Source organism: Okeania sp. SIO2C2 (assembly GCF_010692625.1).
GTDB lineage: Bacteria > Cyanobacteriota > Cyanobacteriia > Cyanobacteriales > Microcoleaceae > Okeania > Okeania hirsuta.
Genome location: NZ_JAAHGM010000056.1, coordinates 1 through 24385, shown reverse-complemented (window position 1 = coordinate 24385; position 24385 = coordinate 1). Strand labels below are relative to the sequence as shown.

The window sequence follows — 24385 nt, the reverse complement described above, 5'->3', positions numbered from 1 at the left end:
TGCGTAGTGCTATACCTATATAGTATAGGGCTTGCTGATTAAATCTAAAAGCATTGACATATAAAGACAAGTGCCTTTTTGGGGTCGAAAAAAGTGCCTGGTATCACGTCTAAAACGCTCAAAAAATTAGCATTTTAGGCTTATAGTTGGGCAGAAAAATCATTCTGACAATTGTTACTGCTACCTCCTCACTCATTGCCCGTTCCTCCTGTCTCCTGTCTCCTGTCTCCTGTCTCCTGTCTCCTGTCTCCTACCCCATATATATATTGTTGCTTCAAACAAAAATAGCCCCCAGTAAAGGAGGCTATAAGAACTAAGTCGCTATTGTTTTATGAAGTAGCAAAGCTTAAATAGATACAACATTACTCTGTCTAAATTATTTAAGTAATAAAATACTCATTCCTCAAGCTTTGAAAAAAACTTCTTTCCTACTAACTTCTTAGTTATACTTAGGGCTTACCAATCAAATCTAAAAGCATTAACAGGTAAAGATTTTAGCTTTTTTACAGCAAAAAAAAATACAACTTTTTAAGCTTGAGTAACTAAAAAGTTAGGATAAAAGGCAGAATAATTGTAGAAAAATCAAGGGATAAAATATCTGACTACCTCTTCTAAATTCCCCATTCCTCCTGAGGACTGACTCCTGAGGACTGACTCCTGATTTCTACCAAAAGACTTATTCAGTAAACCCTACTTAATTTATTGATTTAGCAATCGTAGTAGAGAGAAAATTCATAAGGATGAGGCCGTAAACGCAGAGGGTTAACCTCATTATCCAACTTGTACTCAATCCAAGTTTGAATTAAATCCTCTGTAAATACCCCACCAGTAGTCAAAAACTCATGGTCTTTTTCCAAAGCTTCCAAAGCACCTTCTAAAGACCCAGGAGTAGAAGGAATCTTGCTTAACTCTTCAGGACTGAGGTCATAAATATCCACATCCAAAGATGCACCAGGGTCAATTTCATTCTTAATCCCATCAATACCAGCACAAAGCATCGCAGCAAAAGCCAGATAAGGATTACAACTAGCATCAGGACAACGGAACTCTAGTCGCTTGGCCTTGGGATTTGTACCACTTAAAGGAATCCGAACAGAAGCAGAGCGGTTACCTTGAGAATAAGCTAAGTTTACTGGAGCTTCAAATCCAGGAACTAATCGCTTATAAGAATTAGTAGAAGGATTAGAGAACGCCAAGATTGCCGGAGCGTGCTTGAGGATACCACCAATGTAATTAAGTGCTGTCTTACTCAAATTGGCATAACCATCACCCCAGAATAGAGGTTGTCCATCTTTCCAGATTGACTGGTGACAGTGCATCCCCGAACCATTATCGTTAAATATAGGCTTAGGCATGAAAGTAATTGTTTTACCATGCTTTTTGCCCACATTCTTGATGACATACTTATAAATCATCAAGTTGTCTGCAGCTTCTACCAATGTGCCAAACTTAAAGCCTAATTCATTCTGACCACCTGTAGCAACTTCGTGGTGATGCTTTTCAATGGGAACTCCACACTTGGCCATTGTTAACAGCATTTCTGTCCGCAAGTCTTGCATTGTATCTGTGGGAGATACAGGGAAGTAACCTTCTTTGTAGCGAGGTTTATAAGCTTTGTTACCACCTGGTTCTTCACTACCAGAATTCCAGCGACCTTCTATACTATCTACATAGTAATAGGCTTTATTTTCTGTTTGGTCAAACCGAGCATCTTCAAATACAAAGAATTCTGCTTCAGGACCAAAGAAGGCAGTATCCCCAATACCTGTAGATCTTAAATAGTCAACTGCTTTCTGAGATATTACTCTGGGGCAACGGCTATACCATTCTCCAGTTCGAGGCTCTTTGATACTACAAGTTATACTTAATGTTGGTTCAGCCATAAAAGGGTCAATCCAAGCAGTAGTTGGATCTAGTACCATCATCATGTCTGACTCGTTAATATTTTTCCAACCACGAATACTGGAACCGTCGAAGGCAACTCCATCTGTAAAGGAACTTTCATCAATTTGACTTCTGTGAACAGTTAAATGTTGCCAAATACCAGGTAGGTCAATGAATTTCAAATCAATAACTTGAATATCATCATTATTAATCCAGTTCAATACATCTTGGGCTGTTTGTGCCATATTAGCTCCTAAGTTTTAAATTTGGGCTTTCTTATCAAGAAGAATAGCCCTAATAAGAATACATCCGTTTAAAATTTTGGCTTTCTTAACAAGAAGAATAGCTGTGACATACTCCCACACTAAGCTGGCGCTATAGTGTCGGCTTCTCGTTTCGCAGCCCCGGTATCCCGTCGGGCTCCACGAGCTTTAAGGACGGAATGCCCTACCGCCCTATTTTTTATATTTATCGCTGCATTTCCTAGTTCATGCTTCCCTACAAGATGCTGCGCAAACGCAAACAAGTCGCGGTCTATGAAAACACCGCAATGTGGGCAACAATAAGTTCGTATCAGCTAATAAGAATACATCCAGCCAATCATAAGAATGAAAATCGTTGAGTTTTTGTATCTAATATTACAATATTTCCTGGCCTTACTCAAATAATTCTGCTAGGTGTCAATTTATAGTAGGGTAAGATAGAAAGTTTAAGAAATTGTTGGGAGAATAATTATATGCGGGACACTATAACTAGCTTAATAGATAATTACGATGCTAAAGGTCGTTATTTGGATCGGGATGCTGTCGATCAATTAAAATCTTATTTTGAAACTGGTACTGCGCGAGTACAAGCTGCTACATTAATCAATTCTATGGCTGCTAGTTTGGTTAAGCAAGCTGGGATTACGTTGTTCGCACAACAGCCGGAATTAATTCGTCCTGGTGGTAATGCTTATACGACTCGCCGTTATGCTGCTTGTCTACGGGATATGGATTATTATTTACGTTATGCTACTTATGCTTTGGTCGCAGGTAACACGGATGTTTTAGATGAAAGGGTCTTACAAGGTCTTCGAGAAACCTATAATTCTCTAGAAGTACCTATTGGACCTACTTTGGTTGGAATTGGTATTCTTAAAGAACTTGTTAAATCTGAGGCGGCAGCGGCGGGTATTGAAACTGGTGCTTTTTTAGAAGCACCCTTCGACCATTTAATTAGTGAATTAGCTGAAAAGGATATTTAGTAACAGTATTTCTTGGCTTGACTAAGTTCATGGCCGTAGAGGGGGGTTGAACAAAAAGATGAATAAAACCCGCCTCTCTCTGTGGATGTCAATAATTTTTCTATAGCTATAAAATTAATTTTTCTGAATAGTTAATGGTTAAAATATTTGCTTAACCTGTAGTAGCTAGTCTATAAAAAAAATTAGTTTTGGTAAAATTTTTGGTTAAGTTAGTTTTGATTAGTTTTGCTCGGCGGATTTTATATTTTTGATGATTTTTTCCAGGTTAATATAGTAGTGTTGAGGTGGGAATTTTATTAATTTTAAAATTATATATAGCAGAGAACAAGAAACAGCAGGAAAAACATTTCCCTGTCTAAAGATTATTATCAGTCTATGTCTGTGCCCTATCTGTCAGTCAGAAATCTTGAAAGAGGACTTCCGTTATAATCGCTCTTATTTAAGGGTGAAATAAATTTCAACCAGTAAAATAATTGAGCAATACGCAGGGGCATTTTTTGGTGTTTTAATCGTATCAAACCCTGAAATAATTGGGTGCATCTCAATTTTGAATAAAGCCAAAAATTTATCGCTTTTAGGCAACAGGCAACAGGCAACAGGCAACAGGGAATAGAGAATAGGGAATATACAGGAAAAAAGTATTTTTGCAAATATGAGATGCACCCAAAGAATTCAACAGTAATAGTGATGACTTTAACTTACTAGTACAAGCTCAAGCCAACTCAACATCAAGAGGCAGAAATAAATCAAATTATTGATGTTTGTAAAACAGTGTACAACTACCCTTTAAAGGAGGGTAAAGACTGGTTAAGTTTCGGCGATCGCCTACATGAAACAAGTAAAGTCACTAATCAATAGTTGTACAATTATTTCTGAATATATTATCCCTGCCGATACCACTGGTCATAATTACAATTGTCAAGCAAAAAACCTAACAATAGCTAAGAAAACTAATCCTAAGTTCAAGTAAGTTAATGCTCAAGTTTTACAACAAACTTGAAAACAATTAGACAGAGCATTTTCTGAGATGAAAAGTTTAAGTAAAGGCTTCCCTAGATTTAAGAAAAGGATGAGAAGCTTTGTTTTTCCTGTCATCCTTAGAAATTGTTTAGGTTGCAGTAGAATCAAGTTACCTCAACTAGGACGAAAACTATGTTTTAATGGGTAAGTTCTAATTAAATTAAATTTCTGTTTCCTATTCCCTACGATAAGTAAATATTTGTGGTTAAACAAAGATTAGATATTTTATTAGTAGAACAAAATTTATGTACTTCTCGACAAAAAGCTCAAGTTTTGATTAGAGCAGGAGAAGTAATGGTAAATCAGCAAATAATTGATAAACCAGGAACTGAAGTAGAGTCTGAGGCAAATATCAAAGTTAAGCAAAAATCTTTGTATGTTTCTAGGGGAGGTTATAAACTTGCCAAAGCATTAGAATATTTTTCTATTCCTATTTCTGGCAGAATATGTCTTGATGGAGGCATTTCAACAGGTGGGTTTACTGACTGTTTGTTACAAGCAGGGGCTAAATTAGTTTACGGTATTGATGTGGGATATGGGCAAGTTGACTGGGGTTTGCGTAATGACCAAAGAGTTGTTTTGAAGGAGAGAACTAACCTACGTTATTTAACTCCTATAGAATTATATGGCGAGGAGCTAATATTAAATTCTCCAGCACAGGAAAATTCAGAAATATATCCTAATTTAGCGGTAGTTGATGTTTCTTTTATTTCTTTGACTAAAGTTTTACCTGCTTTATGGCAATTACTTATTCTACCTCGTGAAACAATATTGTTGGTAAAACCTCAGTTTGAAGTAGGGAAAAAACGAGTAGGTAAAAAAGGTGTGGTACGTTCTTCTACTGACCAAGCTGAAGCAATTTTTCAAGTATGGAGTAGTGCTCAGAATTTAGGATGGGGATATTCTGGTTTGACCTGGTCTCCTATACAAGGTCCGGCTGGTAATATAGAATATTTATTATGGTTAAATATAGAAAGTAAACTTTCATTAGATTTGAGAGCGATCGCTCAGATAACAAAATTAGCTCAAGAAGAATTTCATCATAGTTCATAATTAAAATTTGACTTTGAAAATCACCACACTTCTTAACTATCTAATATTAAAAATAAACAGTTAATTATTGTTTAGTCTGGTTCAGACAAAATTCATATCTAGAGTTAAATATCCTAGAGATAGTATTTAATTCAAATAAGTGCTACAGTGAAAGAAAAAAAGTGATTTGTATGAATTATGAATGCTATTAGGCAAAATATAAGTATTGAAAAATATCAAAATTATCGGCTTGGTAAAGAAATTTTTCCAGGCTGTAATCTTGTGAATTTAAGTCCAAAACAGGCAGAAGAATTAAAGCAAAATCTCTGGGAAAATGGTGTTATTTTCATCCGCAACCAAAATCTGACGGCATCTCAGTTAACAGCATTTGCCAGACAGACCTTTAGAGATTCAACCCTTGGCCATCGTCGCCCACAATCCCTAGACCCTGAAATTCCTGCATACTTACAAAGTCCAGGGTCTTCTACTTTGGGGAATCCTAAAGGATTATCTGATAGTGTACGAGGTAAGATTGCCTGGCAATGGCATCACGACAAAGACCTTCTCCCAACAACTGCTGGGTTAGAGATGAATGCTCCTTATGTGGTCATGCTATATGGTGTGACTATCCCCTCAGAAGGCATTGATGGACAGCCCCATACTACTGATTTTCTAGATATGATACAAGCCTATAATAACTTTGAGTCTGAATATCAGCAGCAATTAGAACAGCTTTGGATGTATCATCTTTCTCCTATACCTCCACAACCAGGGGAGGAGGTCCCCAGGAAACTGCATCCTTTAGTATCAACTCACCCAATAACTGGACGTAAAGGTTTATATTTGGGTTCAGACAGTTCTATTCTACAGGGACTTGAGGATAAACCTGATTTGGCAAAGCGATATTGGATAGAGTTATTTGAGAAAGCTCTTAATTCTACGCCTATTTATCATCATGTTTGGCAAGCTGGAGATATTGTATTTTGGGATAACTCCCAAGTTATGCACACTGGAAAAGCTTACGATTCTACTAAATATAAACGCATTGCTTTGCGTATTGGAGTAGTGAATAACCGTGATGATTATAACTGCTAAATTGACAAAAAATTACATATCTTTCATTTTGATAACTCATTAATTTATCCTCATATATTTGCTCTATTTTTATCTTAAAGAGTTAAAGTATTACCGAATAATTAATAATTAATAATTAAATAATTCGCGCCTTGAAGCCGACCCTTTTAAGGGGGAAAAAGAGGTCGAGAGATGGCGAGGAGACCTCGCCATATTCAATCGACTAAGAAAAGAAATAATATTTCCTTATATTCAATTCCGTAAGGGTTTTAACCAGAGGTAATTATCAATTATCCATGATCAATTATCAATTAATAAAAGCAGTTTTGGAGTTTAGTGAATAGGGAATAGAAATTAGTATTAAACGTCAGCATTCAGCCGTCAGCTATCAGCCATCAGCTATTGCTTTTAATTTTAGATAAAAGCTTTACTAATTGAGTCATAATTTATGCTTACGCTCTCTAGCTGGCTGAAACAGTCTATATTAATTAAAACCCCCTTCTTTCCCTTCTTTTGCTGAGAGCTGACAGCTAATAGCTGTTTGCGCAGCATTCCGTAGGAAATGCTTACTATTAAACTGTACTTCACCATCCTAAAAAATGCTGTAATATTTTTAGATTATTATATAAATAATATAAGTTATTTTTACTATTAATTTTCTCAATAAACTGCTAAATAGTGGTTGGTTAATATGAGTTTATTCTTATATTTAAAAGTAATACCAATTCCCAAGAATAATCCTCTACATATGCAACACTTCAATGATTAAGTAATTAGTACAGTTAAGTAAAATTAAATACGATTATCAAACACTTACTATATATTATTCATATTTTTACTACTCTCTTCGACCTACGGACGTTACATACAATTTTCCTAAAACCCCTCAAGAAAATATAGAAAAATTTTTGATATTTGGTATAATATTTTAGGGTTTTGGTAGGCGGTAAGCTAAATATCTGGTATACATAAAATTAGAGGGAGGGGAGCAGAATGGTTTGGGAAAATTCACAGGAAAACAAGAGCATTTTCATAGAAATTTTCAAATATATAGGTTATCGGTGGCGATCGCCTAACCTTAAATCTTCAAATATTGAACTTCCACAGTTACTTACTCCTGAAAGTATTCTTCCACAATAATCTGAGGATATAGATAATTTTTTTTGCTGTAACTATTAAATTGCCATGTTCATCCGAAAAATTAGTATATTTTTTCTTTTCCTGATTAAATTATCTATTTATATATTTTGTACTTCATTTATTTTTAGCACAATAATTTCTGCCAAAATTATATCTGTCAAATTAGCGGATCGATTTTTATATAGTTTAATTCTCTTTGGCGATTTTTTAAGAGGAATAGAAATAGTTGAACTTTTTAATATTGTTGCTTTTGCTGTTGTGGGAATGGGTTTTGGTTTAGCAAGTATTTTTTTACCTAAGTATTTAGGTCGTTATGTGAGTGCAATTCTATTAATAATTTTAGTGCCAATAATTTTTCTCACGACTCAAATGGTGAGATATGATATTTGGGTAGAACAGGTAGCAAATAACGAAAATTTATCTCTTGATGGAGCGGAATTACTAACTAATTCATTTTTAAATCAAAGGGTAGGTAATGATGGTATTTATGGCTTCTATTTATATACTGCTCAGTTTCCTATTCTCCCTGATAAAAAAGTACAGATGAATAATTTAGATAGATTGGAAAAGAATGTTAATTCAAAATTTGTGAGTCTGATAGGAGTTCCACCAGGGGTTATTTCTTGGGCAATTAGTTTGTGTTTTTGGGCGATTAGAATTTTTTATTTTGTAGTAGCAGTAGTCACGACTGTTGCTCACTTCAGAGAAGGTTTAAGGATCGTAAAATGTTAATCTTGTAGATTAAATTTTGCTCTGGGAGTTATAGCAAATCTCAAAAACTTTTCTATGTTTTCTTGAGTGAGGGAGATGGGGAGATGGGGAGATGGGGAGATGGGGAGATGGGGAGATGGGGAGATGGGGAGATGGGGAGTAGTAAACATAAGAATAGTTAATATCATGTTCAGTTGAATACTTATAAATAAATGTTGTGAGTTTTCAGGAGTCAGGAGTCAGGAGTCAGGAGGAAAAAAAAAGGGCAAAAAGAGGAAATATTGGAGAAAAGTAAAGATAATTTCATTATTTCTTTGGTACCGTCGGTACTGTCAGTCCTTAAATTTTATTTATAACTGATTATCCGTTAGCGTAGCTCCCCCGGAGGGGGAACATGATATAACACATTAGGTGGCTAATAATCCCTTTTCACGTTATTGAATCCTACTAATTACTTAATTCATTGAAGTCTTGCATAAGTATCGCATTCTTTTTGAGAAATTGTATTATACAGCAGAGAATTTAGCTAATTATTGAATTTTTAACAACAGCGAGTGCCATTTCAGTTATCAGTTGTCAGTTGCCAGTTATTAGTTATTAGTACATCCTGCAATAGGGAGGCAATAAATACGGAATATTATTTTTTTATCTATAGCGCTATGTCTTTTGGTTAAGACAAGAAATTTGGGTTGTAAGGGAACAGGGAATAGAGAAATTTTCTAAGGTATTTGCGTAGCGCTATAGAATATACTTTAAATCTTTTTTTCATACTTTTTTTTGCTCTATCTCTTCTCTATTGTTTACTACCTGTTTCTGTCAAAACTCTAATTTAATTGATTGGATATAATACCAATTTGGAAAAAGAATTTTACGAATAATAAGATAAATTAAAATACTTTATAGGAAATGTTAATTGGACTAAAAAGATTAATTCCTAGCTAATAAATAGTATCAAAGCCATTCATTCTGACTCCTTACTCCTAATAAATAACCTAGTTATTTGTAGCAAATATTTATCAAATTGATGTAACATACTGTTTCAGCACATATAAAAGGGTAAAGTTGTTTTCTTGTTTTTCTATTAGGGAGCGTCGCTGCAAAGATTTAATGATATTCAATAATTCTGAAGGTGGTATTTGTAAATTATCTAATAAGGTTGAAATTGTTACTGGTTCGGTTGTGGTTGCTAGGTGAGAGATTACTTGTTTTTCTACTTCTGATAAACGGGAAAGTTGCTGATGTAATAATTCTTTGATGTCTGCGTCTAAAAATAGAGGGTCGTATTGAAATAATTCTGAGATATTTCCACTGAATAAGTCATTAATGGTTGTGGCAATTATATTTAACCAAGTCGGGTTGCCTTGATAAAAGTAAATCAATTTTTGCCATTGTTCGTCTATTTGTAAGTCTTGGTCTTTGAGAATTTTTGTAGCTGCTTGCTCATCTAAACCTTTGAGGTGTAATGAACGAATGGATGTATTTTTACCTTTAATAATTTCTCTGAGTTTTTCTCTACTAATTATTAGGCAACAACTTTGATGGGAGAGTTGGGCGATAAGTTGGAAAAATTGGCTGTAGTTTTTATGTTCTGGAGTGTAATGACTTGCTAGTTTGCCACTACTAAATATTGTTTGGATATCATCTAATATTATGAGGCAGCGATGCTTTCTCAAATTTTCTAAAAGATGAGAATTTTCTGAGGTTTCGAGAATGGAATTTTGGTTGGAGATAAATTGAATGAGTCGGTTTTTAATTGTTTTGAGTGGTGGGGAGTCTCGGAGACTTTGCCAAATTATATAGTCGAATTTATTTTGAATATTTTTGATGAGTTGAAGAGCTAATGTTGTTTTGCCAATGCCATTCATTCCGTGAAGCACTACTATTTTTTTTTGTTCTTGGAGAATCCATTTTTTGAGGGTTTTTATTTCCTGAGTTCTACCGTAGAATTTTTTATAGTCTGGTGCATCTGAGAGTTCTATTTTTGGTTTAGGAATAGTCTGGTGTTTGTTGATATTTGGTTGAGTCAAATTTTCAGGGTTTATAGTTTCTGAGGAGGAGAAAGTTTCAGGGCAAAAATTTATATTGTTAATTCCTATAAAATCATTTGGTGATGAAACTATGGATAACTGCCATCTATCAAATGCAGTGCGTAGATTAGATTTATTTACTTGTTCTCCGAAAGTCTCTGAAAAAGTTTTCCATAATTCTGAAGCGACATCTCTAACATGACCGTTAGTGCATTGAAATTCTTGAGCAATTTCCGAATATTTTTTACCTTGAAAAGTACCTCGTAATATTACTTGTTGGAGGTCATCTAAATGTTTTCCTGTTTGATTAAAGATGAGATGGTCTGCTAGATTTAAGATTTCTTGGATATCCATAGATGAGGTAAGTAGAGGAATTTTATATATTATAGTCCGACATTACCCTACACCATAAATTTTTTAATCAAATTTAATGACGAAAGAGAGATTTTTCAATCATTAAACTCCCTACTTTTACAGATTATTCCCTACTGACAATAAAAAAAATTTGTGATGGAATTGAAGAATAGCAAACATTAAGTCACTAGATTGATTTATGACTGAAGAACCAGACCTAGTTCAATTAATCAGAGATAATTTTCATGAGATTCTGAGATATTTACAGCAACAATATGATGAGTTACCTCCCGAACTGAAAAAGGTCGTTGAAAGTATACCCGATTTTTTAAGTGATATTGAAACAGATAGTCAACTTATTAACAAACGGGAAGTTTATCAAATAATTGCCGAATTTCTCCACAAAAACTTAAATGAAGAACTACCTTTATGTCTGGATGCTACCCATATTATTTGCGGGGAAGATGACCCAAGGTTATTAAAAGAAAGAACTGAAGATGCAGAAAAAATTGCTGAGGATGCCAAAGAATTAATTTTGACTATTAAAGTGCATTACGAGCTATTAAAAAGGTCAAAAGGTCTCAAATATAATCGGAGAACTGAAATTTTTTATAAGAAAAAAAATCAACCAGCACTAACCAAAGTAGAAGAGAAATTAGATTGGGATAGAGCACCTAGTGATGTGCGTTCAGGGTATCTAAATGAAGAGAAAAAAATATCAACTTTTAAACTTTATCCAATAGAGTAGAAAATTATGCCAGAACCATTTTTAATAGGTATAGCAGTAGCATTAGGATTAGGAGTAGTTGCAGCAGCAGTATTAGTAATATTTTGGGGACAAATTATAATGTGGGCATATGATAGTATTTTTCCCTGGATTCAAAAAAATATTCCATCAATTGAAAGTGAAGTAAGAGAAGCATTTACTGCTGCAGATAACGTTGTTTCTCCTATGCGTAATCTTATTCGTCAAGCGTGGAAAAAGTTGCGTCAATATTTGCTAAAGGATAAAAAGTTGCGTCAATATTTGCTAAAGCAAGTAATAGAACTAGAAAGAAAATCATCAGGTGGATGGATAAAGCAAATCACATATTCGGCAATCAAAATAATAGAATTAAATATCACGATATTTTATATGACCAATGGAACTTAAAAAGTATTGACCCCCGTGGTAAGCGTACCGCAATTAACTTATTTGGACTACCAGGTACAGGTAAAACCTTTTGTGCAGAAGCGATCGCTCACTTTTTAGGCAAGAAAATTATCAAAGTTAACTATGCAGAAATTGAGTCTAAATATGTAGGTGAAACGCCAAAAAATATTACGGCAGCTTTTAACAAAGCGAAAGAAACAGACTCAGTTTTATTCTTTGATGAAGCTGACTCTATCCTGGGAAAAAGATTAACTAATGTCACTCAAAGTTCCGACCATGGAGTTAATGTTAGTCGTTCTGTAATGTTACTTCAACTAGATAAATTTGATGGAGTTGTAATTTTTGCCACGAACCTCGCAAAAAATTATGACGGTGCATTTGTGCGCCGAATTTTGGCACATATTGAATTTGAATTACCAGACAAAGAATTTCGCATTAAACTATGGCAATATTTACTGCCAAAAGAAGTACCAACTACAGAAGATGTTAATCCAGAATGGTTAGCAAATGAATCAGAAGAACTTGCTGGAGGTGATATTTTAAATGTTGTAATTGCAGCAGCAAGTCGAGCAGTGATGAGAGAAGGAGAAGCTCAAAAAGTTTCCCCTTTTGACTTAGCTGAAGAAATCAAATTTGTTCGAGAAGCAAAGACAAAAATTGGCTCTCCTCACTATCAAACTAATCCACAAAAAGCCAAAATTAAAGAGACAGAAATGGAACGAAATGATTTATCTCCAGAACTTCGCGATCGCTACGATAAAGCTATTTCAGAAATAGATAAATCTGATTCAAGAATTTAGAATTTAGAATTACCTTTTCTTATAAATTAAGAGGATTGGATCAAAGGATTTTTTTTCTTTTTTCTCAATTAATGGAGAGGTTTTATACCTGAATTTTTCGGTAAAAGGAGTAGGGGAGTGGAGAAGTTCGGGAAAAGTATAGCAGTCGAAGGAAAGGTTAGGACAAATCAAAAGCTTAAAACTAAAACAACATAAGATTTTTCCTTCTTCCTTATCCCTTCTTGATTAAATAATTCCATAAAATTTATTAACTTCTTGCTTCTTGCTTCTTGCTTCTTCCTTCTTCAATAACTTCTTGCTTCTTCCTTCTTCAATAACTTCTTCCTTCTTGCTTCTTGCTTCTTCCTTCAAATAATTCCTGTTGTAAACGATAAATAATTGTATCTGGTTCAACCTGATTTAAAATATCCTGAATAACTATATCTTGTCCCAAAGGTCCCCAAGTACAACCCTTTTCCAAATAAACCTTAGTAGCTCTACCAATAGCATAAATTCCATAAGCTGCAATAGAAGCTTGAGTAATAGCAACTCCTGCATAAGAAGTAACACCAACCTTTCCTAAACCTAATAATAAACTACTTCCCAACTCCCCTAATAACATACCACCTTCACTAAATATAATTATTTTCCAAAGTTTACCTGCTTCATAGCTAGTCATGGGCAAATTATAGAGACGAGACAAAGAGCGAATTAAAGCTAAATCTATTACAGTAGTTCCCATCACATCAATAATAGCAACAGGATTAATAGCAACAGCTAAAGCTTTATACTTAGCAAAATCCCAGATTAAATCATCAGCTTCATCTTGTTTAATCTTAACAGTTTTATGAGCAATAGTTACCTCAGCTTCTCTTGCTTGTACTAACGCATTTAATGCTAAAAGCGATCGCCCTTCCCGCTCTAAAATAGTAATTATTTTTTGTTTCAAAGGATCTATTTGAGGCGATGGAGTTTCCCACTCATGAGTTACATTACCATCAGGCCATTCAATTTTTACAGGTATAGGAGCTGGTTCTGCTGAGACCATTACTACTTCTGTCGGAGAATAAATATTTTCTAATTCTTCTGATTTATCGGCAACAATATTTTGCAAATTTTTATAAATATCTTCTCGTTCAGCTTCTGTATATAAATCAATTTTATTAAACACTAAAATTAGCGGTTTTTTAGCCTTCCTTAATTCACACAAAGCATCATATTCAGTGCGGGTAAGATCACCAGAAACAACAAATAGAATTAAATCTGCTTTGCGAGTAACTTCCTTAGCCATTTCTCCACGAACTTGACCTGCTACTTCATCTAATCCAGGAGTATCTATTAAATCTATTTTTGCTGTCTCTTGTTGATGAGAATTAATAAAAATATTAGGTGTCCATCTAATCGCACGAGGCCATTGAGTCACACCATTTAGAGGACCTGTTTCTAATATTTTTTCACTTAATAAAGCATTTAAAACTGCTGATTTTCCACGACTTACAAGACCAAAAACTGCTATTTGGATTACTCCTTGGTCTAGCTTATCGATGTTGGATTTTAATAAATCTAATTGAGTTTTTAAGGAGGATAAAAATTCAGAAGTTATTGTTTTTTGTGCCGTATTTTGCAAAGCAGAATATCTATTTAGAGCTTTTCGTAAACTTGCCCTAGCACGTTTCCAGTGTTGTTGACCTTGTTTCTGGTGATTTTCTGGGGATTGATAATATTCTGTCACTATTTCTGAGTAAATATCTGAGTTAGTCAAGGCTATATTTAATAGGGAAGAAGGAAGAAGGAATAAGTAAGAAAGGAATCAGGTTTTTGAGTAACTTATATAGCAGAAGGAAGAGGGAAGAAGGCAGGAAGGAATCAGGTTTTTGAGTAATTTTTATTTTTATTATATAGCAGAAGGAAGAAGGAAGAAACAAAAGGCAAGAAATAAGAAGGCTTTAGTTCTCTAGGAGAGAAGGAAAAATCTAGCTTTGTCTAAGTTTTGAGCTTTTGATATGTCAAATACATTAATGGCGACTGCTATGTATAGCAATTCCATTTGAGTTGTGAAAAAAATATTTTGGAATTATCTAAAAGGGAACGAGGGCAGAGAGTTTCATTTTTTTGACAAAGCATTTAGAATTACTATACTTAACTTTTTTTATGCTTTTTTAATTTACAAGAGATAATTTTACAGTCAAGAAAACTACTAAATTTATGAAAGCTAGATTATCTTTTTCTTTTGGGTTTAATACCCCGGTTTAATACCCCACCGTCTACATGGTGTTTTCAATTAGTTGTGGTTTGACTCTCCATCAATTTTTTCCTTTTTCTTCCTTTCTTCTTCCTTCTTCCTTCTTCCTTCTTCCTTCTTCTTTTTATTCTGCCTGAGTTTGCAGAAGTTCCACTTTTTTCCGCTGTGGCAAAATATGATTTATTACTTGAGGAACAAAAGATTTTAAGAAATTATTTTGTTGAGTTTGGCTAAATACACTTTGTAGAATTTTGCTTAATTTCTCTATATTCAGAGAATTACTATTTGTCTGAGTTTGAAAATATTCTACTAAACTAATACCTGCGACTCTTGTTAGATAAGCAGCACTTACAGCTTGAACTGCACCACCTGCTACAAAAGTTACAGTATTACTTTTCAGGATAGTAGTTAATGTTTTTGTCGAAATTTCTACTAAGCCTAATTTTAGCATTAGCTCTGCTATAGTTCCTGCTACTTGCTTGCCTTGTTCGAGGGAAAATTTTTGCTCATATATAGCACTTAAATCTACTATTAATTGAGCATTTATAGCTGCTGTTGCTAATAAATCTAAAGCTGGAACTGGATTAGCAAATGCTGTTGCTGCAGCTATCCATTGATACTTTTCAATTATCGGAATAGCACGTTCTCGTCTGACTTGATTTAAGATACTTTTAGCTTCAAGTGTAATTATTTGTGCTTTTCTTTTAGTAGTTGCCCAGACTAATTTTTCTGTTTCTTTTTCTAATGTTTGATTCAATTTTTCTATCAATCCAGATATTTCTGGTAATGGTTGTTCTGTAGATTCTTTAATACTCCCATCTTGCTGATGTTTTCGTACTTTAACAGAATTAGGTTTAGCAGAAATTCCTACTAAATTTTCTTCTGAGTTAATGGTAGATAAAGTCTCTTTGAGTTTCTGTAATATCTGGGATTTTTCGTCTGGCAAACATTGGTCTTGTTTATTCCAAACTAGGATAAAACTTTGACCGAGAGATGTTAATTTTGATAATGCTTGATATTCTGAATTTGTTAAGTCACCTGTAGTAACAAATAATATTAGGTCGTAAGGTGAAAGAGGATTAAGTTGAGTATTTTCATCTGTTGTTATCCATTCTTCCTGCCATATTAAATCGCTAATTTCTAACTTTTGAGAATTAGTGGATAGCCATTGAGAATTCAATATTTCCGTTAAACAAGTTTTACCTACTCCTCGATAACCGCTCACTACTATACTTAATTCTTTTCTTTCTAGTTCCTTAGTTAATGTCGTTACTTGTTGACGTAGTTGGCTAATTTCTTCAGATTTGTTAGTGCTATTTATTTCCTGGGAAACCTTATCTATAGTAATAGTTGATAAAGCGATCGCTTCCTCTGCTATTTCTTTTGTTGGTGGTGCAATTATAGTAGCTTTCTGGAGTGCTTTAGACCGTGGTTTTTTTAACAACAAAACTCCTAGACCTGCTGCCATAATTCCTAACATAGTAACTCCGCCAAATTCTGCCACGGAATGTTGGACACTATCTAATAACCATAATAGTAGAGATAATCCGATGCCTCCTACTAATATTGGTCTTTGTAATTTTATAGCCATTTTTATTATCCTCAGAAACTTCTTTAGTTATTCATTTTATCATGTTCAGCTTATTACTATCTTAACTCTTCTTCTAAGTTATTTTTATAATCAATCTATGATTAAGTTATTTAGCTGTATTGTAATTTTCCTAGATTGATTGAGCCTTAAATTCATATATAATAAATGCGGGAAATGTGAGATGAAGTTGGATGGAAATAACTACTATTTTTTCAATGTGTGTGCAATGTTTGTGTCACAATACCTAGAAACTAGGCCCACATCAATCTTGAACAGCAGTTCTATATCAGGAAAGGCAGAGGGCAGGAGGCAGAAGGTAGAAGGGAATTCTGACTCCTGACTCCTAAGAAATACCCTAACTATTTGTAGCAAACATTTACCAAACTTGGTCTAATAGTGAATGGGATATATATCAAGTATTTTTAGGGTTGTTATCATTTTCTTTGTGGGTTTAATACCCCACCGTCAACGGTCGTGTTCAAAATTACTTGGGGGAGCGAATCCCCATGTAATTTTCCTCCTGTCTCCTGTCTCCTGTCTCCTGTCTCCTTCTTCAATATACCAATTTCCAAAATAATGCAAGACATTCTTCAAGACTTCAGTTATTAAGAAATAAGTCAGGAGTAGCAATGTTTTTAAGGATTAGTTTGTCAAGAGCGAAGACATCTTATACCAGTTTTATATGAGGTTGCATAGAATTTGAAATTCATTCAATCGATCTATATCTATCTACACTTACCTGCGGTAAATTATGCTTGAAATATTATTCTATGTAGCTTCATTTCAATTTGGTATTATTCCTAATAACCCTACTCTCAATAAGATGTAGCAAGAATGTTAATATTTAGTAAGTTCATAAGCAAAATTAATTACACATCCTATTTACTTATTGTTCCCTGTTCCCTCTCTTAACTAGGAAATTTATTTGGCACGATACTTATTAGTAAATAAGTAAGCATTCTGCATTCAGCAGTCAGCTATCAGCTCTTGAGAAACATCTACATTTCCCGCCATAGAATTGTATGAATTTAACTCAAACTCATCGTTATTGTGGTTCATTCTTTGATTAAAATGTAATAAAAGTTAAACAAATGCTTGCTTCATTGATTAAAAAGCTAAGAGCTGAATACTTACAATAATAGCTTATTTTATTTTTATTGCTGACCGCTGAAGCGCTAATAGTTGTTTGCGCAGCAGTCCGCAGGAAATGCTTACGTCAATAACATCTACAGAACAACCTACTCAACTATCTGCAAATATCCCTTTTAATTCTAACCAAAATAAGATGGCTCATTACCTGGTTTCCACTTAATATTACAACCAATACTTGGCTTTTGTTCTTCACCTACAGATTTTTCTGCTAAAACTGCATCTAAAGCTGCTCTTAAATCACTTCCTGTAACTGGTTGATTATTACTAGGACGACTATCATCTAATTGTCCTCTATATACTAATTTAAAATCAGCATCAAATAGGAAAAAATCTGGAGTACAAGCAGCAGTGTAAGATTTTGCAACTTCCTGAGTTGCATCAAAACAATAGGGAAAATTAAACCCTAGTTCTAATGCCATTTCCTTTAGTTTATCTGGAGAATCATCAGGATTAGTTTCAGTATCATTGGAACTAATAGCTACAATTCCTAAATTTTTTGGAACGTAATCTTCTCCAATTTTAGCAAGTTCTGATTGAACGTGTTTCACAAAAGGACAATGACGGCAAATAAACATAATTAAGAGTGCTTTTTTTCCCTCAAATGTTGATAGGGAAATGATTTGCTCGGAAACTACATCTTGTAACTGAAAATTTGGAGCTGGAGTTGCTAATGTCAGCATTGTAGAAGCGGTTAAAACCATAGTTATTCCTGTATATTTTTCTTTCTAAAAAAACTATAGCAGGCAACAGGCAACAGGCAACAGTGGGAAAAGCATTTCTTTGTCTAAAGTTCATCATCAATATAAGTCAAACACCAACTGGTTCCTTGCCATACCATATTTTTACCAACTTAATCAAAACTAGACAATTTTTATCTTGAGAACTACTGAAATTTTTTTCACTACAACAAATCTCTAATACCAATTATTGCCCCATAAATTCCACAAAAAATCTACGAGAGATTTATTTTGATAAAAACCAGTATCCATCATATTTTCTATCTGTAATTTATTTATAGATTTCCTCACTTTATTTCTTACTGCTTATTACTCGAAAAATATTTGAGATAATTAAGGTACTAAGCTATTCCTTCCTCCTTCCTCCTTCCTCCTTCCCTCTTCCCTCTTCATCCTTCCTCCTTCCCTCTTCCTCCTGACTCCTGTCTCCTGTCTCCTGACTCCTTCTTCAAGATACTCTTTGCAATGGAATTTCAACTCTGAAAGTAGTTCCTTTGCCTACTTCACTTGCAAAATCTATTGTTCCATTATGAAGGTCTACACACTGTTTCACAATTGATAATCCTAATCCTGTTCCTGCTATTTTACCTACATTACTTGCTCTGTAAAAAGAGTCAAACAATTTTTTTTGATTTTCAACTGGAATACCTATTCCTTCGTCCTTAATCAGAAAAATAGCTTCTCGATCATTTAAAGTTAACTGAAAATTCACCTTCCCTCCTGTAGGTGAATACTTAATAGCATTTGATAATAAATTATTTAAGATATGCCTAATTAATTTCTCATCTATTAAGAAGAACATCACATCATTCTTTTTCGACTTAGCTTGAGATTTATGTTGAAATTTTTTGTTAATTTTGAAATTTATTATATGTTTATCGCTAGCAGTAATTTTGATAGATTCAGTAATATGAGAACAAACTTTAATCAAATCAACAGGTGCTGGTTTATATTTCAATTTTCCAGCATCTGCTTTACCAATAAATCGGACATCATTTAACAATTCAAGCATTTCTTGTGTAGACTCTTCAATATATACTAAATATTGGTCTTTTTCAGTTTCAGTAATTTCCGAGTCATAGGATCTGAGTAATTGAGTAGATAATAATACTGTATTTAGAGGATTACCAAATTCGTGAGTCACCATTGAAAAAAAACGACCCCTTAGTTCTCTTAAATCTCGTTCTTGTTCTAAAGCTTGACGTATTTCTTCTTCCTCTTTTTTGCGCTCTGTAATATCTCTGCCTATATAAACAAAATTATATATTCCTTCTACATTGGTTTGAATTACTGAACAAGAAAGTTGAACAATAATTTTATCTCCTATTTTATTCTGACAAATTAATTCTATATCTTGAGAAATTTGTTCTTTTAAAAATATATATTTTTGGCGTGCCCTATGTAGTAATTCTTCTTTGGGAATAACCATAGAAATCTTTTGACCTACCAATTCTTCCTTTGTATAATCAAACAAAATTTCCGCTGCACGGTTAACAGTTTTAATTATCCCCGCACTTGTTGTTACTAATAAAGCATCTGCCATAGAAGTAATAATTTTATTGATATAATCCTCAGAAGCAGCTAAAGAACTTAATAAAAGATTAGATTCATTTGAATTTTGAATTAACTGCTGCTGCATTACCATTTTTTCCGTTACATCTTCGACTAATACTATTAAGTTTTTTTCTTGAAAATTTTCATGAGAATTTGCAATTATAGATATATTTATATACAGAGGAGAATTCTTGTCCAAAGACCTAGCTACTCCTTCATATTCAAAACTTTCTTTTTGCCCATTAATCACTTCCTCCAGAAGTTCTTCAAGTCCTGCTAATTCTGGAAAACTATGACGAATATCTTCACCTAAAACTGCTAATTTTGGAGGAGTGGCAAATTTGTTTAACCCATAAGATACCTCTAAAATTTTTAACTCGGAATTAATTATCAAATACTCAGTTTGACGATATGCTAAAAGTTTTTTTAATAGGTTAATCATGGGTTATTTCAGTTATCAGTGATCAGTTATCAGTTAGCCTCCTCAGGAGGAACCACACTAATAGTACCTATGCAATAAGGAAGCTTATGCAATAAGGAGGCTTGAAATCAGGAATATTCTATTTATTTTTTGATCCCCTTAAAAAGCTATCCCTGATAAGGAACTCCTGAAAACCTTGTGGGGAGTGTGGGGAGTATGGGGGGCAAAAATCTTGTCTAAAGTTCTCAAAAAAATGTATTTTTCAATATACTTCTCTTCTAAAAAAGTCGCTCCAAGACATGCACATAACTTGTCTATTTTGTCAAGTTTTATCTTAAAAAAAATGTTGATAAAGCATAGTTGAAAAGGGAGGCTTTAGACCACAATTTATCGGTAATTTTTATCATTTATTTCTGCATAGAGATAGATAATTTTATCAAAATAATTGGGTCGCGCAACCTCGCCTTTTAAGGCCAATTTTTTTTGAGGTTTGCTCAAATCTCTGTTACAAAAATAACTTCAGAATTATAAATTATGACTTCATTAATCATCCTATTTTTTCTAGCATTCTATATGATAATTTCTCGAATATTTCATCTACATTCTCCCCAGTTTTAGCCGATGTAGAATATGTCGCTATCACTCTTTCATCTTCCTGATGCTCGAATTTTGATAATAGTTGATTGATTATTTCTGCATCAACTAAATCAGATTTATTTAAAGCCAATATAGCTACACTTTTAGGATTTACTGATAAAAATAAATCTAATCTTTCCGGAAGATTTTCGATAGTTTCTTGACGAGTGACATCTGCAACAACTATCCCCCCACTAGCTCCTTGTAAATAACTAGGAGCGATCGCCTTAAATTTAGTATGACCTTCTAAATCCCAAATTAATAACTGCAAAACATTATTTTTTTCTACATCTGTTTTGGGTAAATCAACTTTTTTACGAGAAATTTTTACCCCTACCGTAGAAAGATATTGGTCACTAAATTGTCGATCAACAAACTTACGAATAAGGCTAGTTTTTCCCACACCAAAATCACCAACAAGACAAATTTTTTTCGATATCATATTTCTAGCTAGTTGTCTTTTTCACTTGGTTCAAACAAATCAAATGTTACACACCTACTCAATAATAGTGGTTGATTGTACTCCACACCTTGAGGCGAGTTTATTTGTCCAGTTACTTCTAATCGTCTGGCATCCACTCCCTGTTTTACCAAAGCATCCCTGACTGTATATGACCGTTCAAGGGCCAACTGCTCGTTGATATTGGGATTGCCAGTACGATCTGTATGACCTATTATCCTAAGATGTTTTTGAGGATATTGGGTAAGAAATTCTTGAATCTGGGCCATTGTGTCTATATAGACAGGGTGAAGTTTGGCTGAACCCAGATCGAAGTAGATGCGAGTTTTCAGTTTAAGTGGGCTGAGTTTAGTTGTGCTGATTACTGATTTTACTCCAGGAACTTGCTCAATTTTACGAATAATTATCTGAGAATCTGCCATATCCATCACTGTTCCTTTGACTGTAACTCTACCTTCTCCATATTCAGTGCTGATGGACACACCTTCCATTTGATTTAATACTCTTGTAAGTCTATCTACCTCATCGCTTATTTCTGAAGCGTCCTGTGGTCTTCTAACAGCTGTTATTTGATTATGTACTTCTAAATTGTAGGGACTAGCTTGTTTTTTAGCTATTTTTGCTGCTCTATTTCGTAGATTTTGATTTGGCAGTTGTCCAGTTAGAATTAAGGAACCTCGCTTTACTTTTGCACCTATTCTATAAATAGCTAACTCTGGAATATTAGACCAAGCTTCCCTAGTTCTTGCTTCAATACCACGATAAAGTCTACTGTAATACTGATAGATACCCCAAGGTATGAATATTAAACTCAAAATTAATCCACAAACTATTAACAAGGCAGTGGGAGGTTTAGAAATTTGTAATTTCTGATTTTCTTGTACATTTTCTATATCCATTAATGATTTTAATAACAACTGAATTGAGGCAGGAATAGTATCAGGGTCTCCTGCAAAACTTTTAATATATTTACCATAATCAATAACAATTTTGCTCAGTATTTTTCGTAATTCTTTGATAAACGATTTGTTTGTTTGCCCTCTTATTACTACAGCCAAATAACAATATCCCGCAACTTCTAAGATAATTTTTGAATTCCCATATTCAATTTCATTTAGTTCAGAAAAATCTCCAGACTGAGCAATACAATCATTCACAAAACTCCGAATAGCTGTTAACATTCCTGCTAGCATTTCTGACTCCAATCTATATTGTCGGGAATGTTGAACTTCAGAAATTACTAAGCCAGATTCTTTGTGGATGAGAAACACAGCTTGGACAGTAAAAATCATTACTTCTGATATGATTAATTCTGCTTCTGAAACTCCTTGGAAAATTGCTTGAATTTTGCGTCTTATTCCTTTGAAGCTAAACGTTTCTGAAATCTTATCGTTAATTTCTCGAATTTCTTGTGTCATATATTTAGAAATGGTGCTGCCCATGACAGGATATAAAGCATCTACTATAGAATTTGGCTCTAAAGTAATTTGATCTTTAATTGCTCTACCCATTTCTGGTGCTAATGCTTGAGAAATTTGTCGCGGATCTATTCTAATTTGTTCTCTAATTGCTGCTCCCATTTCTGGTGCTAATGCTTTGGCAATTTCTTGGGGATAATTCTGTATGGCAGAAGAAATTGCTACTGGCAATAATGGTGCTAATACTTCACTAACTGACTGTTGGTCTTGCTCTGTTTTTTTAGTAATAATGATGTCTATGATTGGTGCTATTGCTTCTGCCATTGCTTGAGGTTCTTGTTTGATTTGTGCTTCTATTGAAGGTGCTAATAATGGTGCTAATGATGAAGTTATCGCCTGTTGGTCTTGCTCTGTTTTTTTAGTAATAATGATGTCTATGATTGGTGCTATTGCTTCTGCCATTGCTTGAGGTTCTTGTTTGATTTGTGCTTCTATTGAAGGTGCTAATAATGGTGCTAATGATGAAGTTATTGCCTGTCGGTCTTGTCTAAATCTTTTTTGTATAGCTTGCTCAATAACTGGGGAAATTGTCTCTATGACTTCTGCTTCTGTTTGGCCTAATTTTAAGTTTTCTGAGAATAAAGGAGTTAGTACATTATTTAATTCATCTTGATTATAATTAAATTTTTTTACTCCCTGGCTAGTATTTAGTTTCCGAATTAACCTAGCTAATTGAGAGCCAAATAAAATATTTTGTAAGTCTTCAAATGCTTCTAATTCTGCATCATATTGTTGCCGATATTCTGATAATTCTGGTGATTTTTGTGGGACAAGTAATGGTTTTTCTATACCTGGTTCTTCTGCTTGATTATTAGTAGATTTACCCTCAACATTAATAAAATTAATAATATTATCCCGGTCTTGTTCTGGCTGTTTTGTGATGCTCTGATGGATTGAATTTTGATGATTTTCTGTTTGATTTACTGTAGTTTCTTGAAAATCTATATCTTCTTGAGAGTTAATTGATTCTACTGTTAAATCTTCTGGAAAATCGGTAATATTATCCCGGTCTTCTTCTGGCTGTTTTGTGATGTTATGATGGATTGAATTTTGATGATTTTCTGTTTGATTTACTGCTGTTTCTTGAAAATCTATATCTTCTTGATAGTCCGTTGATTCTGCTGTTAAATCTTCCGAAAAACCAGTGATACTCTGATGGATTGAATTTTGATGATTTTCTGTTTGATTTACTGCTGTTTCTTGAAAATCTATATCTTCTTGAGAGTTAATTGATTCTCCTGTTAAATCTTCCGAAAAACCAGTGATACTCTGATGGATTGAATTTTGATGATTTTCTGTTTGATTTACTGCTGTTTCTTGAAAATCTATATCTTCTTGAGAGTCCGTTGATTCTGCTGTTAAATCTTCCGAAAAACCAGTGATGCTCTGCTGATTTTGTTCCTGGTGTTTTGTGATGTTCTGATGGATTGAATTTTGATGATTTTCTGTTTGATTTACTGCTGTTTCTTGAAAATCTATATCTTCTTGATAGTTAATTGATTCTGCTGTTAAATCTTCCGAAAAATCATTAATGTTCTGCTGATTTTGTTCCGGGTGTTTTGTGATGCTCTGATGGATTGAATTTTGATGATTTTCTGTTTGATTTACTGCTGTTTCTTGAAAATCTATATCTTCTTGAGAGTTAATTGATTCTCCTGTTAAATCTTCCGAAAAACCAGTGATACTCTGATGGA

At 33.8% G+C, this 24385-nt stretch carries 19 protein-coding genes and 1 pseudogene; 9 read left to right on the top strand and 11 right to left on the bottom strand.

Annotated features, from left to right (window positions below):
• Window positions 1-707: 707 nt before the first annotated feature.
• Entirely contained in the window at window positions 708-2129 is a 1422-nt protein-coding gene (glnA, locus tag F6K18_RS28655) for a type I glutamate--ammonia ligase (RefSeq protein WP_287525885.1), read from the bottom strand.
• Between the two features lie 491 nt (window positions 2130-2620).
• Between glnA and apcB the strand changes: the two genes are divergently transcribed.
• From apcB to F6K18_RS28630, 6 genes and pseudogenes are all read left to right on the top strand, one after another.
• Window positions 2621-3130, top strand: a complete 510-nt coding sequence (gene apcB / locus F6K18_RS28650) for an allophycocyanin subunit beta (protein WP_287525883.1) — start codon at window positions 2621-2623, stop codon at window positions 3128-3130.
• A gap of 717 nt (window positions 3131-3847) precedes the next feature.
• Window positions 3848-3988, top strand: a pseudogene (locus F6K18_RS36940) (helix-turn-helix domain-containing protein); the annotation flags it as partial.
• 363 nt (window positions 3989-4351) lie between these two features.
• Complete coding sequence (locus F6K18_RS28645) at window positions 4352-5203, top strand: TlyA family RNA methyltransferase (RefSeq protein ID WP_287525881.1); 852 nt, start codon at window positions 4352-4354, stop codon at window positions 5201-5203.
• Between the two features lie 177 nt (window positions 5204-5380).
• Window positions 5381-6277 (top strand): TauD/TfdA family dioxygenase, encoded by an 897-nt coding sequence (locus F6K18_RS28640; RefSeq protein ID WP_287525880.1) that lies wholly within the window; start codon window positions 5381-5383, stop codon window positions 6275-6277.
• Window positions 6278-7249: 972 nt separating this feature from the next.
• Entirely contained in the window at window positions 7250-7396 is a 147-nt protein-coding gene (locus F6K18_RS28635; RefSeq protein WP_287525877.1) for a hypothetical protein, read from the top strand.
• A gap of 45 nt (window positions 7397-7441) precedes the next feature.
• Complete coding sequence (locus tag F6K18_RS28630; protein ID WP_287525875.1) at window positions 7442-8128, top strand: hypothetical protein; 687 nt, start codon at window positions 7442-7444, stop codon at window positions 8126-8128.
• Between the two features lie 995 nt (window positions 8129-9123).
• On the opposite strand, the gene F6K18_RS28625 is transcribed toward F6K18_RS28630, so the two are convergent.
• The gene (locus F6K18_RS28625; RefSeq protein WP_287525872.1) at window positions 9124-10488 is read right to left on the bottom strand and encodes an NB-ARC domain-containing protein; all 1365 of its coding nucleotides are present in this window, start codon (window positions 10486-10488) and stop codon (window positions 9124-9126) included.
• Between the two features lie 199 nt (window positions 10489-10687).
• On the opposite strand from F6K18_RS28625, the gene F6K18_RS28620 reads away from it, so the two are divergent.
• Genes F6K18_RS28620 through F6K18_RS28610 form a run of 3 tightly spaced genes read left to right on the top strand, consistent with a single transcriptional unit; the run spans window position 10688 to window position 12441 of the window.
• A complete protein-coding gene (locus F6K18_RS28620) occupies window positions 10688-11236 on the top strand; it encodes a hypothetical protein (protein ID WP_287525870.1) in 549 nt (182 codons plus the stop codon).
• A gap of 6 nt (window positions 11237-11242) precedes the next feature.
• The gene (locus F6K18_RS28615) at window positions 11243-11641 is read left to right on the top strand and encodes a hypothetical protein (protein WP_287525868.1); all 399 of its coding nucleotides are present in this window, start codon (window positions 11243-11245) and stop codon (window positions 11639-11641) included.
• A complete protein-coding gene (locus F6K18_RS28610; RefSeq protein WP_287525865.1) occupies window positions 11560-12441 on the top strand; it encodes an ATP-binding protein in 882 nt (293 codons plus the stop codon). The genes F6K18_RS28615 and F6K18_RS28610 overlap by 82 nt, the downstream gene beginning before the upstream one ends.
• Before the next feature lie 225 nt (window positions 12442-12666).
• Here the strand turns inward: F6K18_RS28610 and F6K18_RS28605 are convergent, their stop codons facing one another.
• From F6K18_RS28605 to F6K18_RS28565, 9 genes are all read right to left on the bottom strand, one after another.
• Window positions 12667-12792 (bottom strand): hypothetical protein, encoded by a 126-nt coding sequence (locus F6K18_RS28605; RefSeq protein WP_287525862.1) that lies wholly within the window; start codon window positions 12790-12792, stop codon window positions 12667-12669.
• A complete protein-coding gene (locus F6K18_RS28600) occupies window positions 12752-14152 on the bottom strand; it encodes a GTP-binding protein (RefSeq protein WP_287525917.1) in 1401 nt (466 codons plus the stop codon). Before F6K18_RS28600 ends, F6K18_RS28605 begins: the two co-directional genes overlap by 41 nt.
• Window positions 14153-14786: 634 nt before the next feature.
• Window positions 14787-16253: a DUF697 domain-containing protein gene (locus tag F6K18_RS28595; protein WP_287525860.1), complete on the bottom strand. Its 1467-nt coding sequence runs from the start codon at window positions 16251-16253 to the stop codon at window positions 14787-14789.
• Window positions 16254-16687: 434 nt separating this feature from the next.
• Complete coding sequence (locus F6K18_RS28590) at window positions 16688-16840, bottom strand: hypothetical protein (protein ID WP_287525858.1); 153 nt, start codon at window positions 16838-16840, stop codon at window positions 16688-16690.
• Between the two features lie 684 nt (window positions 16841-17524).
• On the bottom strand, window positions 17525-18106 hold the full coding sequence (locus F6K18_RS28585; RefSeq protein WP_287525855.1) for a thioredoxin family protein: 582 nt from the start codon (window positions 18104-18106) through the stop codon (window positions 17525-17527).
• Window positions 18107-18475: 369 nt separating this feature from the next.
• Window positions 18476-18619: a hypothetical protein gene (locus tag F6K18_RS28580; RefSeq protein ID WP_287525852.1), complete on the bottom strand. Its 144-nt coding sequence runs from the start codon at window positions 18617-18619 to the stop codon at window positions 18476-18478.
• Complete coding sequence (locus F6K18_RS28575) at window positions 18591-20138, bottom strand: PAS domain-containing sensor histidine kinase (protein ID WP_287525850.1); 1548 nt, start codon at window positions 20136-20138, stop codon at window positions 18591-18593. The genes F6K18_RS28580 and F6K18_RS28575 overlap by 29 nt, the downstream gene beginning before the upstream one ends.
• Before the next feature lie 526 nt (window positions 20139-20664).
• Window positions 20665-21195, bottom strand: coding sequence for a Rab family GTPase (locus F6K18_RS28570; protein ID WP_287525847.1), 531 nt, complete (start codon window positions 21193-21195; stop codon window positions 20665-20667).
• An 8-nt stretch (window positions 21196-21203) separates the two neighbouring features.
• A partial coding sequence (locus F6K18_RS28565; protein ID WP_287525845.1) for an OmpA family protein occupies window positions 21204-24385 on the bottom strand: 3182 nt, incomplete at its 5' end.